General features: G+C 39.8%; 19 protein-coding genes. 14 read left to right on the top strand and 5 right to left on the bottom strand.

The window, feature by feature from the left end:
- Nucleotides 1-9 precede the first annotated feature (9 nt).
- The 4 genes from VHO47_04390 to VHO47_04405 all read left to right on the top strand — a co-directional run bounded on the left by VHO47_04390 (nt 10) and on the right by VHO47_04405 (nt 4,023).
- Nucleotides 10-684, top strand: a complete 675-nt coding sequence (locus VHO47_04390; GenBank protein ID HEX2978329.1) for a queuosine precursor transporter — start codon at nt 10-12, stop codon at nt 682-684.
- Nucleotides 681-1,814 (top strand): tRNA guanosine(34) transglycosylase Tgt, encoded by a 1,134-nt coding sequence (gene tgt / locus VHO47_04395; GenBank protein ID HEX2978330.1) that lies wholly within the window; start codon nt 681-683, stop codon nt 1,812-1,814. The genes VHO47_04390 and tgt overlap by 4 nt, the downstream gene beginning before the upstream one ends.
- Before the next feature lie 5 nt (nt 1,815-1,819).
- Complete coding sequence (locus tag VHO47_04400; protein ID HEX2978331.1) at nt 1,820-2,560, top strand: RNA methyltransferase; 741 nt, start codon at nt 1,820-1,822, stop codon at nt 2,558-2,560.
- Nucleotides 2,561-2,706: 146 nt separating this feature from the next.
- Nucleotides 2,707-4,023, top strand: coding sequence for an amino acid permease (locus tag VHO47_04405; GenBank protein HEX2978332.1), 1,317 nt, complete (start codon nt 2,707-2,709; stop codon nt 4,021-4,023).
- Here the strand turns inward: VHO47_04405 and mraY are convergent.
- A complete protein-coding gene (gene mraY / locus VHO47_04410) occupies nt 4,000-5,061 on the bottom strand; it encodes a phospho-N-acetylmuramoyl-pentapeptide-transferase (GenBank protein HEX2978333.1) in 1,062 nt (353 codons plus the stop codon). The two genes, VHO47_04405 and mraY, sit on opposite strands and share 24 nt — an antisense overlap.
- Before the next feature lie 105 nt (nt 5,062-5,166).
- Between mraY and VHO47_04415 the strand changes: the two genes are divergently transcribed.
- From VHO47_04415 to VHO47_04435, 5 genes are all read left to right on the top strand, one after another.
- Nucleotides 5,167-6,495, top strand: a complete 1,329-nt coding sequence (locus tag VHO47_04415) for a hypothetical protein (protein ID HEX2978334.1) — start codon at nt 5,167-5,169, stop codon at nt 6,493-6,495.
- Between the two features lie 38 nt (nt 6,496-6,533).
- Entirely contained in the window at nt 6,534-7,136 is a 603-nt protein-coding gene (locus tag VHO47_04420) for a hypothetical protein (protein ID HEX2978335.1), read from the top strand.
- 331 nt (nt 7,137-7,467) lie between these two features.
- Entirely contained in the window at nt 7,468-7,881 is a 414-nt protein-coding gene (locus VHO47_04425) for a hypothetical protein (GenBank protein HEX2978336.1), read from the top strand.
- Between the two features lie 201 nt (nt 7,882-8,082).
- The gene (gene mnmG / locus VHO47_04430; GenBank protein HEX2978337.1) at nt 8,083-9,936 is read left to right on the top strand and encodes a tRNA uridine-5-carboxymethylaminomethyl(34) synthesis enzyme MnmG; all 1,854 of its coding nucleotides are present in this window, start codon (nt 8,083-8,085) and stop codon (nt 9,934-9,936) included.
- Nucleotides 9,933-10,655, top strand: a complete 723-nt coding sequence (locus VHO47_04435; GenBank protein HEX2978338.1) for a hypothetical protein — start codon at nt 9,933-9,935, stop codon at nt 10,653-10,655. The genes mnmG and VHO47_04435 overlap by 4 nt, the downstream gene beginning before the upstream one ends.
- A 55-nt stretch (nt 10,656-10,710) precedes the next feature.
- Here VHO47_04435 and VHO47_04440 read toward each other — a convergent pair whose 3' ends face one another.
- Nucleotides 10,711-12,000 carry an APC family permease gene (locus VHO47_04440; protein ID HEX2978339.1) on the bottom strand — a complete coding sequence of 430 codons (1,290 nt, stop codon included), beginning with the start codon at nt 11,998-12,000 and terminating at the stop codon, nt 10,711-10,713.
- Nucleotides 12,001-12,151: 151 nt separating this feature from the next.
- On the opposite strand from VHO47_04440, the gene VHO47_04445 reads away from it, so the two are divergent.
- The 4 genes from VHO47_04445 to VHO47_04460 all read left to right on the top strand — a co-directional run bounded on the left by VHO47_04445 (nt 12,152) and on the right by VHO47_04460 (nt 15,911).
- Entirely contained in the window at nt 12,152-12,682 is a 531-nt protein-coding gene (locus VHO47_04445) for a hypothetical protein (GenBank protein HEX2978340.1), read from the top strand.
- Nucleotides 12,683-12,735: 53 nt separating this feature from the next.
- Complete coding sequence (locus tag VHO47_04450) at nt 12,736-13,275, top strand: hypothetical protein (protein ID HEX2978341.1); 540 nt, start codon at nt 12,736-12,738, stop codon at nt 13,273-13,275.
- Between the two features lie 158 nt (nt 13,276-13,433).
- On the top strand, nt 13,434-15,467 hold the full coding sequence (locus VHO47_04455; GenBank protein HEX2978342.1) for a hypothetical protein: 2,034 nt from the start codon (nt 13,434-13,436) through the stop codon (nt 15,465-15,467).
- Nucleotides 15,468-15,743: 276 nt separating this feature from the next.
- On the top strand, nt 15,744-15,911 hold the full coding sequence (locus VHO47_04460) for a hypothetical protein (protein HEX2978343.1): 168 nt from the start codon (nt 15,744-15,746) through the stop codon (nt 15,909-15,911).
- On the opposite strand, the gene VHO47_04465 is transcribed toward VHO47_04460, so the two are convergent.
- Entirely contained in the window at nt 15,883-16,899 is a 1,017-nt protein-coding gene (locus tag VHO47_04465; protein ID HEX2978344.1) for an SPFH domain-containing protein, read from the bottom strand. The genes VHO47_04460 and VHO47_04465 overlap by 29 nt on opposite strands.
- Before the next feature lie 290 nt (nt 16,900-17,189).
- Here VHO47_04465 and VHO47_04470 point away from each other — a divergent pair, with 290 nt between their 5' ends.
- On the top strand, nt 17,190-18,182 hold the full coding sequence (locus VHO47_04470; GenBank protein ID HEX2978345.1) for a hypothetical protein: 993 nt from the start codon (nt 17,190-17,192) through the stop codon (nt 18,180-18,182).
- On the opposite strand, the gene VHO47_04475 is transcribed toward VHO47_04470, so the two are convergent.
- Nucleotides 18,179-19,069 carry a hypothetical protein gene (locus VHO47_04475; GenBank protein ID HEX2978346.1) on the bottom strand — a complete coding sequence of 297 codons (891 nt, stop codon included), beginning with the start codon at nt 19,067-19,069 and terminating at the stop codon, nt 18,179-18,181. The two genes, VHO47_04470 and VHO47_04475, sit on opposite strands and share 4 nt — an antisense overlap.
- A 57-nt stretch (nt 19,070-19,126) precedes the next feature.
- Nucleotides 19,127-20,992 (bottom strand): transketolase, encoded by a 1,866-nt coding sequence (locus tag VHO47_04480; GenBank protein HEX2978347.1) that lies wholly within the window; start codon nt 20,990-20,992, stop codon nt 19,127-19,129.
- Between the last annotated feature and the right edge of the window lie 9 nt (nt 20,993-21,001).

Here is a 21,001-nt window from a genome sequence, read left to right on the forward strand (position 1 = left end):
GTCTACAGCATGAATAATGAATTTATCTTTATCATCCACTCTCTTATTATTAGCTTCTCAACTCTGTATGCGCTCCGCATAGGTAAAGATGCACTTATCGCGCTCGTTGCGACGCTGAGCATTATTGCAAACTTGTTTGTCACCAAGCAAATTGCTCTGGGCGGATTTATTGTTACCGCTGCCGATGCCTATACAATCGGTGCCGTTCTTTCGCTTAATATGCTCCAGGAATATTTTGGCAGCAAAACAGCAATTCGCGCAATATGGATAAGTTTTTTTATGATGTTTGTCGCAGCCATTGCCGGACAAATTCAGCTTTGGTATCTGCCAGCACTCTGCGATTCGATGCATCCTCATTTTCAGGCGCTTTTATGCAATAGCCCCCGCATTATTGCTGCATCGCTCATTGCCTATTTAGCATCTCAGCATCTGGATCGAGCGATTTTTGCATGGCTCTCTAAGCAATTATCGGGAAATCTCATGATCGCCCGCTTTTGCAGCTCAACGATTATTGCCCAGCTGGTGGACACCCTTCTATTCACCTTTTTAGGGCTTTATGGCATAGTAGAATCTGTGTGGGACGTTGTCCTTATCAGCTATTTTATTAAACTATGCGCCGTAATACTTACCATTCCAGCTATCTGGCTATCGAGGTTTATAGGCCAAATGACCAATAGGCCATGAATTTACCGTTTAGATTTGAACTCATTCACCAATCAAAAAAATCACGTGCCCGCGTAGGAAGAATTCATACGCCGCATGGAGCAATTGATACTCCTAATTTTGTCGCCGTTGGCACCAACGCTACGCTCAAGGCTCTCGATAGCAAAACGGTGGATGATATTGGCCTTCAGCTGATGTTTTGCAATACCTATCACTTAATGCTCCATCCTGGTACCGATACGGTTGCCAAGGCGGGCGGTTTGCATAAATTCATGAACCGTCGCCAGCCGCTCATTACCGATTCTGGCGGATTTCAAGTATTTAGTTTGGCATATGGCGGCGTAAAAGATGAGCTGAAAAGTAAGGGCCAAAAAAAATTAACCAATTCTGTGATTAAAATCGATGAAGAGGGCGTTCTCTTTCGCTCCTATCGGGACGGTGCTGCCGTTTTACTCACGCCCGAAACCTCGGTGCAAGCGCAAAAAGAGCTTGGGGCCGATATCATTATTCCTTTTGATGAATTGCCTCCCTATCATATTGATCCAACCGTTCTGAAAAAATCGCTCGCGCGTACCCATCGCTGGGAAAAACGATCTCTTGATTATCATCTTAAACACGCAAATAATCAGGCAATGTATGCAGTGATCCATGGCGGCATTAATCCGGAAATGCGCAAGGAAAGTGCCCAATATTTAACCAATTTAGCATTTGATGGCTTTGCTATCGGGGGTAGCTTAGGAAAATCCCGCATCGAAATGATTGAAATGCTGACACATCTCATGCCTGAAATTCCTGTTGATAAACCAAACCATTTGCTCGGGATTGGCGATCTACCTTCGCTTGAAGCTGCAGTCCCTTTAGGAATAGATACGTTTGATAGTTCTCATCCAACTAAATGCGCACGCCACGGATTATTGTTTACGTTTAATGGCTTTGTAAAAATTGAAAAAAATGAAAATAAACAATCGTTTGAGCCGATTGATAAAAACTGCACCTGCTTAACGTGCACAACGTACACCCGTTCATACGTACATCATCTTTTTAAAGCGCATGAAGTTACTGGCCATATTCTTGCCACCATTCATAATCTTCATTTCATGGTCCAACTTATGGCACAGTATCGACAACGCATTCTTAACGACGAAATATAAAATCAATGAGAGAAATTCTTTCTTTACAAAATGATCACATAAAAGATCTTGTTCGCCTCGCGCACGAGGCAAGCGAACGCAAACATCAACAAAAATTTATCGCTGAAGGTATACGCACTGTTAGCACGCTTCTGAAAAGCAAAATGCATTTAGTGGAACTTATTTCAACGCATTTTATGCTGATGCAAGCGCACGAAGTTGCGCCGGATGAAAAAATTACGGTCGTTTCCGACGCTGTACTGAACAAAATAAGCCCGAGCAGTTCACCGAGCGGCATTTTGGGTGTTTTTGAGATTCCGCAACACGCGAAAAATGAACCACTAAGTTCAGGAATTGTATTGTCCGGCATTTCAGATCCTGGAAATATGGGCACCTTAATCCGCACCTGCGCAGCAATAGGGAAAAAAACAGTCGTGGTTCTTGAAGGGGTTGATCCTTTTAATCCGAAAGTAATTCAAGCGACTGCTGGCGCGATCGGATTAGTAAATATTTTCCAATGTACGTGGCCAGAATTTCTCACGCGCAAAAAAGATATGCAACTTTTTGGATTGGTAGTTCAAGACGGCAAACCGATGCACAAATTAGCTGAAAATAGTTTATTAATGATAGGCAGTGAAGCGCATGGCATCCCAGAAGAATATTTATCTGCATGTGATGAACTTATCACTCTCTCAATGCCGGGCGGAACTGAAAGTTTAAATGCTGCCATTGCAGGTTCGATTGCGATGTACCTTGGATTTTTATAAAATTCAATTTGCTCATCAAATTTTATGAGAAAACTGAACGATCACGCGCTACCACGACTTGCCCAATTTATTGATACTTTCTACACTCATAAGTAGAAAATTTCCAGCTTCACCGCTTTTTTTTGTCACCAAAGGTTGCAATTTCCATGGCACAAACGCAAAAACTTTCATTGCTCGATGCAATACTCATTAATATAAACGTTATGTTTGGCACTGGCGTGCTGATCAATACGGTAAATTTAGCGGTAATCGCAGGATTTCTAGGCTTTGCAAGCTATATTACGGTAGCACTTTTAATGCTTCCCCTCATTTTTTCTATCGCAGCAACGTTGAATCGCCATCCATCAGGCGGATTTTATGCGTATGCTGCAACCGATATTCATCCAGCGGTTGGCTTTTTAAGCGCATGGTCGTACTTTGTTGGAAAATTAGCATCCGCAGCGTTGCTCATCCATATTTTTACTTCAACCATGAAAGTAATTATTCCCGCTTTGGATTCAATACCTTCATTGCCAATTGACTTTGCAATTCTCGGGCTGTTTACATGGCTCAATATGTTCAATATTAAAACCGGCACGCGCATTACGTACGGTTTTATCTTTTGCAAATTCACACCAATTATTTTTGCAATCTTAAGTTGCTTGGCATTATTCTCAAAATGGCATATTCCAGTCGATAGTATGTTATGGGCAGGAATCCCATCCACCATCCCACTCGTGCTTTACGCATTTGTTGGTTTCGAAGTAGCATGCTCGATTAGTAATTCGATCGAAGATGCTGAAAAAAATGGCCCGAAATCCATCTTGTACTCTTTTGGGATCGTAGTTTTTCTAACCGTGCTTTACCAACTGCTCATGTTTGCGACTATTGGCGAAGGGCTCACGCAACTACCTAATTTTTTAGGCATTTTTAAAGTAGTTCTTAATGAAATTATACCATCAGCCGGTGCTTTCAAAGCGGTTTTGTTAAAATTATTTTATATCGCCGGCGCCTCATCCGCACTCGGTGGAAGCTATGGCATTTTATTTAGTAACTCATGGAACTTGTATACGCTCGCCCAATTTAAACATATCCCCTTTGCAAAGTTCTTCACTTCGCTTAATAATTATCAGGTGCCATTTATGTGCGTACTTGCTGAAAGTGCAATTTGCGCAGGCTATTTATTGCTCACCGCAGGTCATCAAGTAACATTGCAGCAAATTAGCGTTTTAGGATGCACCATTGCGTATGCATGCAGCGTGCTTGGGCTTATTAAAGCGCACCGCCACGAATCACTTAGCTCAAATCCCTTTGTTGCATGGGCCGCTATAGGAAGCTGCCTCTTGCTTCTTGGTAGCTGCATTCGCAATTTCATCTCGAGCGGAATTATCTATCTTGGATTCTTTGGCATATTAATAGCGCTTGGCATGATACTTTATGCAGCAACAGCTCTTTCTGGCTCAGCGAATCTTAAGCGTCATTAACGCGATCAAGCACAAAATAAGTGAAATGATGCCAAAGCGAATCGTAATTTTTGCTTCTTGCCAACCAAGCAGCTCAAAATGATGATGAATTGGCGCCATTTTAAATATTCGCTTACCGCGATAACGGTACGAATAAACTTGCATCATCACCGATAACGCCTCAACAACAAACAAGCCTCCCGCAATGCACAAAAGCAATTCTTGCTTTGCCATGAGCGCCATTAACGCAAGTGCACCCCCCAGGGCTAACGATCCAACATCTCCCATGAAAATTTGCGCAGGATAGGCATTGTACCACAAAAAGCCAATCGAGGCGCCCACGAGCGCTGCGCCAACCACTGCCAATTCTGCAGTTCCTGCAAATGGAATATGCAAATAGTTAGCGAACATATAATGGCCAGCTGCATAGCAAATTAACGAAAAGGTGGCAAAATTAGGAATAAGAGAACCTATTGCAAGCCCATCGAGTCCATCGGTTAAATTTACTGCATTGCTCGCTCCAACCATGATAAACGTCGCCCACAAAATAAAAAATATTCCGATGTTTGGATTAAGAGATTTAAAAAATGGAAAACTAATCGAAGTGGAAACGCCGTTGAGAAACATAGAAATTGCGCAACATGCAGCAACTACGCATTGCGATAAAAATTTCATGCGCGATGAAATGCCTTTGCGCGTTTTAATTTTTAACCAATCATCCCAAGCACCAATCACACCAAAACCAACCAAGCCAAAAATCATAATGAGTATTTGATAATGCAAAATAGGAGCCCAGAGCAAAACCGTCGCCAACACAACGAATAGAATAAACACACCGCCCATCGTTGGCATATCATCTTTCTCTTTATGCCGCTCAGGAGTCCATTCTCGCGCTTTTGATCTAAAAAATTTTTTTGATGTTTCAATAAAAAATTCGCCGAACAAAAAAGAAAAACAAAGTGAAGTTAACAAAGCTGCCATTGCGCGAAAGCTCACATAATGCAACACGTTCCAAAATGAAGATGTTGCTTTAAAATACATGGATAAATAATACAGCATTTGAAATCCTGACGAATGTAATATTCAATTTTTTTTACTATCAGTTAGAATAATACGCAATTCACTATCTGTGAACTTTAGTTGCAAAATTAATAAGGGGCATATATGAAATTTTTATTCATCATTTTTTTTGCGATAATTTTTACTATAAATGCAGCACACGTTGAAAAAAAAATTAACGATCCGAAGACAATTTATGATGATCCAGCTGTTTTAACAGAAAAGAGCTCTGGCGAAAATCCACATCCGACCTATACCGAAGGAGGTATTCTGCAAGAGGCATCGAAGACTTCGCGTAATTCTAGTGGCGCTAGTGTCGCACAGGAGGCTACAAAAAAAGTTATTTCTCCAAGGCCATTATCGCCAAAATCTGTAGCTGACTCTATTTTCGTAAAAAAAGACAAGGTCGAGCGTAAAAGCACAGCAGTCCCGGCAACACCGCCTATTACACTTTCTGAAGAAGAGATGAAAAACGTTTCTAATGAAAAACGAATTTCTAAAAGAATCAATGAGTTGGAACTAAAAAACGCACTTCTGCGTAAAGATTGGGCGGGATGGAATGCATGGCTACATTCAGATGTTAAACAAAAAAAGCAAAAATGGATTGAGCTCGCAGCATGGAATCGAATGGCTGTGGCAACCAAATATTTAGAAAAAATTGAAGATGATATTCAAAAATGGAAAGATCGAAAAAAACAATTAAAAAGCGTTTCAGCCCACGCTCTTTCGCCATCGGAAAAAGAAGAGAAGGAAAATTATGAAAAAGCAGCAATTATCTTGGCCCGGCCGATTGAAGACCGTACTCCGGCAGAAAAGGATATTCTGCTAAGTATTAAGAAAAAACATAAAGTTGAAGAGAGCGATTTTTATGACGAATTCTTCAAATTACAACATAAGGGACTTCGCGTTCCACCAGCACTTTTGAGAGATTTTGTTAGTAACCCCTTGCTCGTTTTTCACGATAAAGCTATAAATAGCGATGGCCAAATTGAGCCAGACTTTACTCCACTTATCGATGATAATGAATTAGAAGAAAATGAAAAAATAGAAAAATATAAGTATTCAGCCCCAAAAAGATCAACCTACAAGATTCTAGGTGATTTTAAGAACGCAGTAAAAAAATGGGAAAATGCATATTATGAAAAAGAAGACCAATTAATTTCAAGACAAAAAAATTATGAGAAATTTTCAGATGCAAGTAAGTATATGGAAATTGCGATTCATGATCTTAAAATAAAAGAAATAGAAGAAGCACATACAAAAACCATTAAAGATCTGGATAGAGTAATATCAACCTTGGCAGCCACTAACGAATCTCTAAAAAAAGGGGTTTCTCCAAGCAGCCGCAGAAATGGCTTTCTAGTCGGCGCAGCGAGTGCAACAACGGTTTGTACTTTGATTGGCACTTTTGTCTGGTGGAAATATAAAAAATAATTCTTTAATAGTTTTTTAATTTAGGGACGCGAATCTATATGAAATATCATGTACTTATCTTTACTTCATTGGTTATTCACAATTTTGCCTTTGGAATGGAAACGAAAAACAAATCAATTCCAGCAATAAAAACAGGAATTCCTTGGGATAATTTAACTCCTGGAAATAAGCTGGATCTACTACTCGAAAAGTACCAACCGGCTATCGCCAGCTATCGCAAGACAGTGAACGAAAAAATTCAAAGTACTAATGGCAAGCGTGGCACTACTTCTTATAAAACAGAAGAAATTATCGATGAAAATCATTCTGTTTTTGAAAAAAATGGAATTATACTTACTTTTGATAAAGTCCCGAAAGATACACACGATACAGGCCCAGCGTATCTCATTGAACCTATGGAAAATTTGCTTTCTTTATTGGAACAATCAAACCTTAAAAATGAACAATTAATAATCGATTGCTCAGCTCATTATAACGCCGATCATGCGCTGAATAAAAAGATTGCTTTCACAGACCTACATGTTACTCACGAGAAAAGAAAATCTCAGGCCTATGGATTTGCTTTTGGCGCGCTAGCAATTGGAAGTATCTGGGCAGCAACAAAAGCATTTGTATGGTGGAAATCTCGAAAAGCAGCATAAAAACAGCCACATTTTTAGCTTCTCAACTTTAAGAATTTAATTATCCATGCGCCAATTGATTTTCATTTTGAAATTAATTGGCGCATTTTGTTTACCAACCCCTATTCTCACTGAATCAACAGGCTTGCCCAAACGCTCATTTTTTCACGTTTCCTGTATCACCAAAAGCGATTCTGAACCGAGAAAATGACATATTCATACGTTTATTATAAAAAATGGCTGAACATTCTCACCACCCACCCCCTTTGACATATCGACTCAATCGACTAATCTGGAGATTGTGGCTAGCAGGAGTAGTAAAGTAAAACAAAAACTCTATTATGGAGAACATATGAAATATACCTCACTGAGAGCCTCTTGCCTTATAACTATTGGTCTGATTGCGGCGCCTGCGCTTTGCGTAGCTACCGTTTCAGCTGATAACGCGGCTCAATCACACGTCAACCCTGTGGATAAAGCGGTCCAAATCCTGGAAGCCTATGCACAGCAACAAAAATCGTTCAGAGAATTCGTCGATGAACTTATTAAAATGATCCAAGAACATCGAGAAACGGTAAAAACTCTTATCGATCAGCCGGTTCCTGATAAAGATGCCTATATCGATAACTTGATTGTCCGTCTTGAAAGTATCAAGGGTACGAAGAATCCGATAGCTGCCTTAAATACTCTGAAAGATTATCGTTGGCTGCTAGATAGATTTAAGCGATACACTGGATACGTTGTATCCCTCATTAAAAGAAACTAAGACTTGGGGAAATGGAGGTTACATTTATCCCAATCTAAAAGTGATCTTTTTAGTAAAATTCCTGAGAAATTTTTATTAAAACGATAGCTTGCCACAATTGCTATCAGTATCATAATTCGGTAAACTAAGCTGCGAGGGCCTATAAAAAAGCCCTCGCTTTTTTACTAACCGATTTAACTGGCGCTGGTGGATAGAAAACAAATGAGCATCGATCATTCTTTATCGTACGATTTTGACGTCATTGTTGTAGGAGGCGGCCACGCAGGAATTGAGGCTGCTTACGCATCTGCTCGCTTGGGATCACGCACACTGATGATAACCCTCAATCTCGATCGCATAGGATTTATGCCCTGCAATCCGGCGATTGGCGGCGTTGGAAAAGGGCACATTGTTTTTGAGATTAGCGCGCTTGGCGGTTTAATGCCCAAATTGTGCACGCAAACCTATCTACAAGCCCGCATGCTTAATACCAGTAAAGGCCCGGCCGTTCAAGGGCTTCGCCTTCAAATCGATAAACACGCCTATAATAAATTAAGTAAACAAACACTTGAACATACAGAAAACCTGACCCTTATGATGGGAATGGTTGAAAATCTGATCCTTAATGAAAAGAATGAAGTATGCGGCATAAAAACTCGCGAAGGAGCAGAGTATACCGCTCGTTCGGTTATTCTCACAACCGGCACCTTCTTAAATGGCCTTATCCATATTGGCCAAACAAATTATTCAGCCGGGCGCCAAGGTGACGAATCGGTGCCTCATCTTTCTCATTTTTTAGCAAATTTGGGAATCAAAATTGGCCGCTTAAAAACCGGAACTCCTCCCCGCTTATTGCGTTCAAGCCTCGATTTTTCAAAAATGACCATGCAAGAGCCTGATAATTTGGACTATCTATTTGAGTTCAAACCCCAAACCGTCACCAGCTCTCATGCATGCTACATTACGCACACAAACGAAAAAACTCACGAGATTATAAGAAAAAATTTACATCTTTCGCCGATGTATAGCGGTAACATCAAAGGTATTGGCCCGCGCTATTGCCCATCAATCGAAGATAAAATTGCTCGCTTTGGTACCAAAACTTCGCATCATGTTTTTGTAGAACCAGAAAGTGCTTCAAGTGAAGAAGTGTACCCTAACGGTATTTCCACCTCTTTGCCGCTCGAAGTGCAAAAACAATACGTGCGTACGATTCCCGGATTTGAAAATGCGGTCATTGTGCGCCCTGGTTATGCAGTTGAATACGATTTTGTTTTGCCAGATCAACTCAGTAGCTCACTTGAAGTTAAGCATGTTTCCGGTTTGTTTTTAGCTGGCCAAATTAATGGCACAACTGGATACGAAGAAGCTGCCGGGCAAGGAATTATTGCGGGAATTAACGCACACTTGAAAGCTACAGGGCAAAAACCTTTCATCCTATCACGCCAAGAAGGATATATTGGCGTAATGATAGACGATTTAGTAACACTCGGCGTTGATGAACCCTATCGCATGTTTACGTCGCGCGCGGAACGCCGCCTTTCTTTGCGGCAAGATAATGTTTTTTATCGGCTTGCGCAAACGAGCTACAATTTAGGGCTCATTAATAAATCGTTTTATGATGAAATCAAACAAGAGCAAGCACTCGTTGCGCAAGTAGTCCGCGATATTCGTTCCGGAAAAAACAATGATGATTTATTGAAATTATTGGGCCGAGATGAAACAAATATCGAACGAATTCATGAGATAACGAATAATGCTTTAAACAATCGTGCTGCATTAGCAGTATGGGCAGAAGTGCGCTACGAACCGTATTTAAAGCGCGATCTTAAGGAAATGGAAAAAGCGCTACATATGCAAGATCTTGAAATTCCTGAATCGCTTGATGTTACACTTATTGCCGGTCTATCAAAAGAATTACAAGAGAAATTAAGAAAACATAAACCAAAAAATATCGCAGCCGCTTCGCTTATTCCAGGAATGACTCCTGCAGCAATCGCGGTACTTATTTTTAAAATCAGAGAGCATAGTAAAATAAAAGCAAAAAAAGATTCATGTTTAGAGGAAGTACAATGAAAAAATTAGCCCAACTTTTATTTGTTTTATCGTCAGTTTCAGCTATTTCGTTCGGCGGCGATTCGATAATAGTTGAAGAATCAACGGCGGCATCGCCCACAAAAAAGATATCAACAAAACCGATAATCAAAGAAGAAGCAAAAAAAGTAGCCAGTCCTCAGAAAAAAACAACATCGCCCGCATCAGAAACTATTGAAAAAAAGAGTTGCACTAAAGATGCGGCAAAAAAACCGGCCGGCAATACCCCAAACAAAGACAACAAAGCCCCAGAAAAGAAAAAGAGCGGCTACGTAAACCCCTACGCAATAAAAAAAGAAACAGGCCAACCTGAGCCGATTGTAGTTGAGAAACCGATTGCTGCCCCGGTAATCATGTCTGAGCAAAAAAAAGAACCGGTGATTGCGCAAAAAGAAAAAAAAGGACGCACGGTTCAGATAAAAAATTCGATCACTAAAGACATGATCACGTATCATCATTGGACAGGAAAACACACGCCAGATTTTGTTTTAAAAATTAACGGCAACGAAGTTAAGCAAGGAGTAACCGCTTCGGTTCCTGTCGAAAACAATGCGGTTAAATTTGAATACATTTTTAATTTTGCAAACGGATACTACAAAGATACAAAAAAAGCTGAGTTTACTCTTCCTGCAGGTGATGCTTTTGAACTCGATTTCTCATGGAAATCGCAACCAAATATAAAAATTATTCCAGCCAAATAAAAAAAAATACACCAGGCGCACTCAAGCATCTGGTGTATTTTCAATACTTACTTTCTTAATATTTACGCTGCAACAATAATCCGCCAGCAAAAAGAGCCGCAAAGAGTGGTATCATGCCAACTAAGCGCTCGTGCATCGTGCTGCCAAAATTATAGAAGCTATAGATTGCAAGCCCTAAGACTGCAATAATCGCAGCAATGGTAACTAAAATTGAAGCCATCGATTTTTTTTCACTGCTCAATTGTATTTTCAAGAGCGAGATAAAAGGCAAAAGGAACGCAGTGAAGATACCAAGATTGCAAAGGCTAAAAGCATAATCGATATTGGTAATATGGCGCACCAAAAAAAACGCAACAAGCCCTTGTAAAACGGTAGCAACCCAAGGGCGACCACGTTTACTTAAGCGAGAAAGCATTGGAGAAAAATAGAAAAGTTTTTCTTCAGCCATTGAATGGAGCAAAATTGAATTGCCATTCATCATTCCGTTTGCGCCCGCAAAAATTGCAAGAACCGAGGCGATTGAAATAAGGAAACTCAACAAAACTGCTATCGCTGGAATCGGCCATGCAACAAAATCTCCAAATGCAGGCGCACCCAATTCTGAAAGTTTTTGAACTCCCATTATATTAATCACACTGAAGTTAAACAGCGTATAAATAAGGGTCGTCAAAACAAAACCAATCAAAATAGCTCTCGGTGCATTTTTTTTGCTATCTTCAATCAAATGGCTAATGCTTGCGCAATATTCAAATCCGAAATAACCAAATATGGCCATTGGCATAGCAAACGGAACAAGCGCTAATTCTTGGCTGCTTACTGCTAATGTTTGCGGTTTAAATACGAAAGGCAAAACAAGAATACCCGCAATAAGTGGAATAATTTTAGTAATGGTTAACCCATTGAGCAATCTACCGAGCGATTTAAGGCTCATAAGATTTAAGAAAGTGGTACTGCCGATGATAAGTAAATCAAACGCAAAAGTATGGTCGGTGAGCCAATTTGATCCCATCATAACGGTCAATGTTTTTCTCAATGCCATAAATTCGACGACAAGCGCAAACGTATACCCAACGATATAAAGCCAACCACTGGCAAAACCTGCCGTTCGATTGAGGCCTTCTTTAGCGTAAAGATAGAATCCCCCCGCTCCTGGAAACATACGGCTTAATTGTACCGTACTCAGAACAATAGGTAAGAAAATAAGGGCCACCATAATCCAAGCCAAATAACTTGCGTTTCCGGCGATTGCAGCCATGCTACCAGGGCCGATCAGGATACCGGATCCGATCATAATATTAAGATTCAGCAAAATGGCGGTGAACAACGAAATTTTGTGTTGTTTCATGATACCCACTCGTTTAGGTAGTAAAAAAATAAAAAAACAGATATTGAGTTTAGCTTATAAACTTGAAGTTGTACACACTTTGCAACTTTGGGCTTGTTTGACTAGGCTTGCATTATTGGCCTTTCGCAGGGATTACCTAGGAGAAAAAATTATGTTTTTCGGATGCTTTATACCTAAAAAAAATCTCGTGGCGGGATTACTAATCCTTATCGGATGGTCGCCGTTGATTCACTCGCATGGCGCAACTGAGCAGAAATTGTTCCTCGGGCGCCAATGGGCATTTCTTGAGCATCATTTCATTGTGAAACCTCAAGAAGCTTCAGCCTCTTTTATTTCAGCGCTCAAGAAAAATATCTCATCAATTTTTGTCGCGATGCTGGCAGGCTATGGTGCTTACCAAGGAACGCGTTATCTCTTTCCTGAAAAAATAACCCGGCATCAACTTCCCGCTCGAGCTCTTGCAATTTTTATTTGCGTACCTGCAGCCGCATTATGGGCAGGACTCGCGATGCATAACTATGCAACCTATCTTATTGAAACTAATACCGAGTGCCACTCAATAGAGTCTTTTGTAAAAAATTTGACCGAATTAGATCAATCGAATGTTAAAGTAGAGGTTGAATTATACGATCAAAAAACTATTTACTCACCAATACTTACTTACAATCTTACAAATTGCTAACATGAGCCTGAAAAATTATTTAACTTTGAGTGACAATAAAGGAAGGATTACACGTGAATCATCGTTTTCTTTTACTCGTTTGCATTGCTTTTTATGGGTCGCCCTCATTTGCACATGTAGATAAAACTCTTTTAATTGGCCTTGAAGCCAATATTCAAGCAAAAGCAATAGAGCACAAAGTTAATCTCGTTGAACATTGTGATAAATTTTACAAAAACCTTTCAGAGATTATCGCAACGCATTGCGCGAGCCCAAACGTTGAAAAACCGGAAAACGAGCTTGCCTCGTTCATCATTTGCCGATGTGCAAGACAATTTTTTCTATTGCTTGATGAGCAGAATAACCGATTCATGGAAATGCAATACAGCAAATTTGCCCAAATAGGCAGCATATTAGAAAGAATGGATGCGGAATTTAAATTCTATAAAAAAGAAATGGATGCTATCGTTGATGAAATTAATCATGTGAATAAAGCGCCTTCAAAAACACATGCAGAACTTGAAGAACTAAGTAAAAACTTCAGTGCACTTCTAAAAAAACATGCGTTTCCCGAAGAAGTAATTGAGCATCATACGACGCATGGGCAGAACTAAAAGAGCTCCCAGGCGATTATCTCAGAAAAATAAATTTGCAAAATGACACCATTTTGTTTTTAAAAATAATGTTTTATTGCAAAATTGAAATATTTATCTATATATTCATAATAAATATGAACTAATAATTTTTTGAACTACTCGATGGGTGTTCAATTATGAAAAAAAGAAGTTTATTTTTCTTATGCATTATATCACTTGCAAGCATGGTATTTCTTCACGCCGTTGAGCAAAAACGTTCTATTCTCATTATTGAAACAGGAAATAATGATCGCATTAATTTTAAAAAAACACTTGATGCGCTAGCAACCGCTGGATTTGAACCAGTTTTTAAACAGGCGTACAATGTAACCCCATCAGATATTGCTCATCATAATGCAATATGGCTCGTTTTGGATCCGTCTTTTTACAGTGCAACTGCTCGGGATTTGACTAAACAAAATAGTGTTCAAACGCCAATGCTGCGACATCTCTATATGCTTATTGATCATCTCAAAACAAAAAAAAACAGTCTCATTGGTTTAATAATACCCGTTACGGGAAATCCCGTGCTGGTTGCGAGCATAACAGAACAACTGCTTGAAAAATTGCAACTCCTAGAAAATAAAACTCCGGAAAACCGGCGCTACGTTTCTCACTTTATTAATCACTTTGTCCGTTCCGATGAAAGTAAAAGTCAGCATTATCGCACTGCTCTGCTCGATAAACGCGCACAGGCACCTTTACAAGCTGGTTCTTCTTACCCTGCCGCTCCGGAACTTTTGGCAGAACTGCTCCCGAAATCGGTCCAAAAAATAGCTCCGCTCAGTCCGCTTTATCCTTTAGGAATAAAGATACGTAATGAAAAAACGGGCAATACGATTTTTCTGACAAGCATGAATATGATTCAAACAACTGAAATTAAAGAGCCATTTAAGTTAACACCAATGGATAAAAAACTCAGAACCGCATTGAATGCACAAATCTACAGCACATTAAGGCAAGCTGTGGGTGCCACAAAAAACGAGCCTATTCTTCAATCACAACATCGAGATTCTCTCGAAGAACGTTTCAAAAGAATTTTGAGTCCTGCTTACCATCGTTTTAAAAACGAGGGAATCGTATGCGCCTGGATGAATCTTGAACCATACGATGGAAAAGAGCAAGAAGCTGTGGATGATATTTCTAATGCGGGAATTAATCTCATGTGGTTTGAGCTCCTACCCGAAGTCTTTTTGGCAAACTCTGCAGGCCAAAAAGAAAAAAAACAGGCTTTTCTTGATTCAATAAAGCGGTTCACTCAAGCTATGAAAAAGAGAGAAACCTTAACCAGCAAACCATTACCGCTGTTTTTTATGGGTGCCAATTTAACCAGCAATTTGCGCGGCATTCCGCAGCGCGATCCTGCATGCGATATGTATGGCGAGTGTTACGAAAACATACCGAGTCCATTTGATATTGAACATTTTTGGAAGCCAGAGTTTTTAACCGTGTTTGATAGATTTGTAGATGAATGGGAAAAAAACATTGGCAATGGCGTACCGCTTGCGGGGGTTTTTCTTGATTTAGAAATGTATCATGCACAAAATCAAACGGGGCAATTTTTGCCAACGATGGATTTTTCAACAACCGCATGGCGACTCTACACGAAAAAACATCCTCTGGAAAATAATGAATCGGCCGCTACGATTAGCGAGCGCGTTCGTTATTTGCTTAAAACAAATAAAATGGATGAATATTTTGCTACATTAAGGCAAGAAGCAACGATAATCGGCTCACTATTGCGCACGCATATTAAAAAAAGATTACCCAACGCACTTATCGGCGCATACAATATTAATTTACCTAATAGTTGGTTCTATCAAGGGCTCAGTAAAGGATTAAGCAGTCCCACAGAGCCACTCATTTGTGCAACATTTAATATGGAATTTCGAGAGCATCAAAAAGAACTGGAAAAACAAGACACCCATCTTATGCATTTGCCCGTTATTCTTCTCTCAAAATTTAAAAAAATTGAAGATTTTGAACTCGTTGGCCAGATGATGAAAGATCATGATGGTATTTGGCTGAATAAATTTTCTCGGTTGGCGCAAGAACGAGATCCTGAAAATAAAATATGGTACAACCTTGAAACAACAAATCTGGAAACTAAAACGGTGGTAGAAAACCTCGCAAAATCACTCGAAGCTGCTCGATCAGAAAATCAAAATTAGAATACGCAGAACTCTTGCGCACCAAACTCATTATTAAGTACAGTAACTTCGTTATATTTGGACGACAAGGAGACCATCATGAACACCGAGCGCTGTACGATGAGTACTATAACAGCCAACTCAATAAATTTCTTTTTTTCCCATCTTCATTATTTTAGCAGCAGCCCCCAGTGTCGCTCCATTGAAGCTTATTTTTGGCCCGACCGGTCATCAAACTAATTCGATTTTAATTTCTCATTTATTTTTATGTGTACTTCTTCAGAAGGGAGTTTTGCTATGAAGCATAGTAATGGCACGTTATGGATCGTGCTTAAACTGGTTGTTCTTTTTTTCATTGCTCTTATCGAGCCACTTGCAATAAGAATCAATGCAAAGAATCAACCAGAAAAAGCATTCGAATTTTCTACCGAGCCGGTTACGACCGTTGCTCAAACAAAGTTTTGATTGATGCAAAAGAACCCATTAATGAACTGGCTTCATAAGGAACAACCACAAGTTTATCGTTTTTACCTTTGGTCAGCTCTTGCAACGATTTTATATAATTCATTGCAATTAAATAGGCAAGCGGATCGGATTGTGGCAATTGAGCTGCAATAAGTTGAACCGACTGAACGTCTGCGTTCATTAATTTAAGGCGAGCTTCCGCCTCTCCTTGCGCTGCAATCACTGCAGATTGCGCATCCCCTGTTGCCTTCAAAATCGTAGATTCTTGAATTCCTTCAGCTTCGGTAATAAGCGCTTGCTTCATACCTTCCGCTTCTAAAATCCGAGCACGGCGATCTCGCTCAGCGCGCATCTGCTTTTCCATAGCCTGCCTGATATCTTCTGGCGGATTAACTTCCTGCAATTCTACTCGGTTTATTTTGACGCCCCATTTATGCGTCGCATCATCGAGAATATGCTGCAGTTTCTCGTTAATTTTATCTCGAGAAACAAGTGACTCATCAAGATCAAGCGAACCAACGAGATTACGTAACGTTGTTTGCGTGAGTTTTTCTATCGCTTCAGGCAAATTCATTACGCCATAAACAGCTAATTCCGGATCGGTGATCTGATAGTAAAGCAACGCACTAATTTCCATCATGACGTTATCTTTTGTAATAACGCTTTGCTTTGGAAAATCGTATACCGATTCACGCAAATCTATTCGAGTGAAAACGCGCGTAATGCGCACCGGAAAACGACCGCGATCATCAGGAACTAAAAAGCTCCAAAGCACTTCGCGAGGCTCATCAATAAAAGGGATAAGAATATGCATTCCAGGTCCCAGAATTTTATGGAACTTGCCCAAACGCTCCACAATGACAACTTCAGCTTGTTTGACTAAAAACAGCGTTTTAAAAAGAAAAAAAGCGAGTCCTATGATAGAAAAAATGAGAATGAGAAAACCAAAAACTGCAATCTCGCCAGACATGAAATGTTTTAGAACCATGATGATCCCCTTCGGTGTAAAAAAACTATTGGATTTACCGAGGCAATAGGCATTTTTCAGTATAAAGAAACAAAGCAAGAAAGCAATCCGAGTCATTTTCATATTTTTATAGTTGTGAAAAAAGCGGAATGGGAGAAATACAGCAAAAGAGGTTGGAAACATCGATACTTTTCCACTCAGATTCTCGCACAAATGCTTTCTGGCCGATTAAATCGGCAAGCAAAACCCTTTGTCCTTTGCTCCTCGATCGGCTAAACTTGAAGTGTGAATATAACTGTAAAGGTGCTTTAATGAGCAATAAAAACCTTTTATCTACACATCTTCTTATCGCCGCACTTCTTTCACTTTCATTCTCCGGATGTGAAACTAGCAGAGATAAAATGCATCTCAAAGAAGAACCATCTGCAACGCAAGATGTTATAGCAACAAGTTCAAAAAGTGACGTTATTGATCTGCCTATCGCCCAACCAACCGCACCTCGCATTACTGTTTGGGTACATGGAACCCATTTCTGGTTCAATAAAATGTTTAAAAGTATGACAGCCCAAGAAGAAGGCGTTTATTTAGCTTCCGATCTACCAAACGACTATCTTTATAGAAAGTTGATCGTTAATCGACTATGCAAAGCCGCCCCTTGCGAATTTAACCACGAACATTTTTATATTTTAAGTTGGACAGGTGTTTTAAGTTCTCGTGCAAGAATTAATGCTGCGCGATCTTTGCTGCGAGATTTAAAAAAAATATGTGCAGCTTACCGTGAAAAATATGGGGCACAGCCGGCCATCTGTTTGATAACACATAGCCACGGTGGCAACGTAGCGCTCAATTTAGAAGTTGTAAACGATCCACAAGATCCGATTATTATCGACAAATTGGTGATGCTTGCCGTTCCTGTTCAGGTTGAGACAGCTCAATATGTAAAATCACGTTATTTTAAAAAAATCTATTCGCTCTATTCTACCTACGATATGATTCAGATCGGCGACATGCAACGTTTTGGATACCATATCGATGATCCTCAACGTTCAAGCATTCCACTTTTTTCTGGACGCAAATTTGAACCATGCGAAAATCTTTTGCAAGTAAAAGTACGATTTGATGGAGTGGGGCCATTCCATCTTTCATTCATATTGTCGACGTTCGTCCTTGCATTGCCAGATATTTTAGCAACGCTCGACCAAGTGCCACTTCCGATACAAAATTGCGAGCCGATGATTCTGCGGCTGAAGAGAAATAAAATTCCTATTTTATTTTCTGAAGCAGAAACGCCTCGGCGTTTTTAAGCAAATGGCCGATGTGCACTGAGTTGTTCATCTAATTTTGCAATTCTCGAAAAATAAATACATCGCCAGAAGAAAGGATAATTGGCATAGACAATACGTTTCTCTCTTAATTTATAAAATTCGCTGCGGCGTAGCATTTCTTTAATTTCTTCTTTTTCCCTTTTTTCCATTTGATTATAGTGGAAATCGCTATTACTGATACGCTCAAATAGCTCGATGTATGGCCTAACTTTTTGTTCGTGAAATTTTGCGGCTTTTACAAGATCGCTTTTAAATGAAATTCGCATTGGCACAATGATTAACTGTAGAGTTTTTTTTCTCTCTATTTCTTCCTTTTGTTGTAATAGAACCTGCGCTCTCCTCGATTCCTCTTTCTCATTCTCAAATCTTTTTTTCTTTTCTTGTTCTTTCAGCATATCAATTTGAAGATGTTTAATATTCGAGATCATCTTTTCAATGTGTTCCTGCCCAGGTGATGACAGCGAACCCCATTGATCATCTAATCCTTTCTTCAAACATTCTTGTCCCGTGATGAGTCCCTTCTGATAATTTATCATCGCTGCATTATTGGTAGGCCCAAGTTTGAGAGAATCTATATCTTTTAGAAAAGAAGGTTCTTTAAAATTCTTTTCAGCTAATGCCGCTCGTATTTCTTGCTGCAGCTCATAAATCCGCACATGTGGCTCTTTTTCTACGACTCTTTTTTTTCTACTATTATTTGTTTTAGATTCAGAAGTTTTCTTAGGTTCAAGCATTTTTTTACCAAGATCGATAAAACTAAGAACATCATGGTCTAATTCAAATTTTTCTTCCGTATTAGTTTCCATAGCTTTTAAACTATAGAAATTTAAAACAAGTAAACTAAAAACGATGCTTATTTTTTTCATATAATTATCCCTCTAAGGGTAATTATAGCTCACCTAGGGTACAAAGCCAAATAAGCCTTATTTTATAAGCTTTTTTACGCATTGCTCAATTGCAATCGCATTGATCTTTTCAAAATCTAAAAGTTCTTCAGGTTTTCCCGATCTTGCTAGTTGAGTAACGGCCAAGCATTCAATAGCGATATCTTCATTGCGTAATGCAAAGCACACCGCCTCACCAATACCGCCCGAAAGATAATGATCTTCAACGGTAATAATACGCCCACCAGATTTTTTTCCTACTTTTTTAAGCACATCTTCTGCCAATGGTTTCACGCTATAAAGATCGATGACCGAAACGTAAACGCCTGTTTTCTTTAAAGCTTCGTACGCTTTTAGCGCTTCAAAAACCGTAATTCCTGCAGCAACAATGCACGCTTGATCGTTTTCGCTTTGCTTTAAGATTCGGCATCCACCAATTTCGAATTTATCATCTGCTTGATAAATTACCGGCGTTTCTCCGCGTGTTGTTCTTAAATAACTGATCGATTCGTGATGGTTTGCCATAAGTTCAACAAGTTTCCAAGTGCTCACCGCATCACATGGATACAAAACAATAGAGCCGGGCAAGCTTCGCATCATCGCAATATCCTCAAGCGCCATTTGAGAAGGCCCATCTTGACCAATTGAAACGCCGGCATGCGATCCGATGAGCCGTAATGGACAATTTCCTATTGCTGCCATTCGTAATTGATCAAATGCACGCGTGAAAAAACAACCAAAAGTAGAAACAAACGGCACTGCACCCCGCGTTTGTGCGCCAACCGCCATACCTACCATATTTTGTTCAGCTATAAAACATTGCACAAATCTATCAGGAAAATCTTTCTCAAAAATCTCTGCAAAAGTTGAGTTTTTTACTTCAGCATCAAAACTCATGATGTTGTCGTTATGTTTTCCTGCTGCAGCTAACGCTTGTCCGAACGCTTTTCGCGTGGCGATTAATTGTCCTATTGTATATCTAGGTTTTTCCAAATTAATTTTTTTATTTTCAGAAACGTGCTTAGATTTTTCTGGCAATTGCGGCTTCCAGCTATAGATTGGTTTTTGCACATCACCAGCAAATCTTTTTTTCAATTCATCTAATAAACCAAGAAGCTCATCTTTTTTAAACGCTTTTCCGTGAAAACCGTTCTTATTTTCAACTTCGTTAATGCCATATCCCTTGAAGGTGTGCGCAAGAATCATAGTTGGTTGGCCATTTGGAATGCGAGACGTATCGCATGCTTTGATAATTTCATCGATAGAATGACCATCGATTTTATGGGTATTCCATCCGAATGCACGCCACTTTTTTGCATGCTCTTCTAATTTATCCCCTTCGATTGTTTCTGCAGTTTGCCCCAATCGATTAACATCGATAATACCAATAACATTATCGAGCTTATAGAAATTTCCCAACTCTGCCGCTTCCCAAACTGATCCTTCTGCTACTTCGGAATCACCCATCAAAACATACGTATAAAAAGAACGGTTTGTTTTTTTAGCGCGCAATCCCATTCCAAGCCCTATAGAAAGCCCTTGCCCGAGTGAACCCGTGGGTGCATCAACCCATTCAAAACGAGGAACAGGGTGCCCTTCAAGCTTTGATCCAAAACTGCGCATCATCAGCAATTCTTTTTCGCTCAGAACTCCCAATTCTTTCCAAACCGAATAAAGGAGCGGTGCCGCATGCCCTTTAGATAAAATGAACCTATCGTTATTCGGATTTGCATGGTTTTTTGGATCGAAATGCATCGCATAAAAAAAGAGTACGGCGACAATATCTGCAGCTGAAAGACAAGAGGTAGGATGTCCTGAGCCGGCTTGCGTGGTTGCTTGGAGGGAATCGACCCGTAATTGATACGCGGAATGTCGCAAAAATGGTATAAGATCGCTTTTATTCATACTAAATCC

This window comes from Candidatus Babeliales bacterium, from assembly GCA_036260945.1.
GTDB lineage: Bacteria > Babelota > Babeliae > Babelales > JACPOV01 > JACPOV01.

Bases quoted from the DNA above. Each gene is read 5' to 3' on its own strand.
- VHO47_04390 (HEX2978329.1), top strand. From the start codon at position 10: ATGAATAATGAATTTATCTTTATCATCCACTCTCTTATTATTAGCTTC.
- tgt (HEX2978330.1), top strand. From the start codon at position 681: ATGAATTTACCGTTTAGATTTGAACTCATTCACCAATCAAAAAAATCA.
- VHO47_04400 (HEX2978331.1), top strand. From the start codon at position 1,820: ATGAGAGAAATTCTTTCTTTACAAAATGATCACATAAAAGATCTTGTT.
- VHO47_04405 (HEX2978332.1), top strand. From the start codon at position 2,707: ATGGCACAAACGCAAAAACTTTCATTGCTCGATGCAATACTCATTAAT.
- mraY (HEX2978333.1), bottom strand. From the start codon at position 5,061: ATGCTGTATTATTTATCCATGTATTTTAAAGCAACATCTTCATTTTGG.
- VHO47_04415 (HEX2978334.1), top strand. From the start codon at position 5,167: ATGAAATTTTTATTCATCATTTTTTTTGCGATAATTTTTACTATAAAT.
- VHO47_04420 (HEX2978335.1), top strand. From the start codon at position 6,534: ATGAAATATCATGTACTTATCTTTACTTCATTGGTTATTCACAATTTT.
- VHO47_04425 (HEX2978336.1), top strand. From the start codon at position 7,468: ATGAAATATACCTCACTGAGAGCCTCTTGCCTTATAACTATTGGTCTG.
- mnmG (HEX2978337.1), top strand. From the start codon at position 8,083: ATGAGCATCGATCATTCTTTATCGTACGATTTTGACGTCATTGTTGTA.
- VHO47_04435 (HEX2978338.1), top strand. From the start codon at position 9,933: ATGAAAAAATTAGCCCAACTTTTATTTGTTTTATCGTCAGTTTCAGCT.
- VHO47_04440 (HEX2978339.1), bottom strand. From the start codon at position 12,000: ATGAAACAACACAAAATTTCGTTGTTCACCGCCATTTTGCTGAATCTT.
- VHO47_04445 (HEX2978340.1), top strand. From the start codon at position 12,152: ATGTTTTTCGGATGCTTTATACCTAAAAAAAATCTCGTGGCGGGATTA.
- VHO47_04455 (HEX2978342.1), top strand. From the start codon at position 13,434: ATGAAAAAAAGAAGTTTATTTTTCTTATGCATTATATCACTTGCAAGC.
- VHO47_04460 (HEX2978343.1), top strand. From the start codon at position 15,744: ATGAAGCATAGTAATGGCACGTTATGGATCGTGCTTAAACTGGTTGTT.
- VHO47_04465 (HEX2978344.1), bottom strand. From the start codon at position 16,899: ATGGTTCTAAAACATTTCATGTCTGGCGAGATTGCAGTTTTTGGTTTT.
- VHO47_04470 (HEX2978345.1), top strand. From the start codon at position 17,190: ATGAGCAATAAAAACCTTTTATCTACACATCTTCTTATCGCCGCACTT.
- VHO47_04475 (HEX2978346.1), bottom strand. From the start codon at position 19,069: ATGAAAAAAATAAGCATCGTTTTTAGTTTACTTGTTTTAAATTTCTAT.
- VHO47_04480 (HEX2978347.1), bottom strand. From the start codon at position 20,992: ATGAATAAAAGCGATCTTATACCATTTTTGCGACATTCCGCGTATCAA.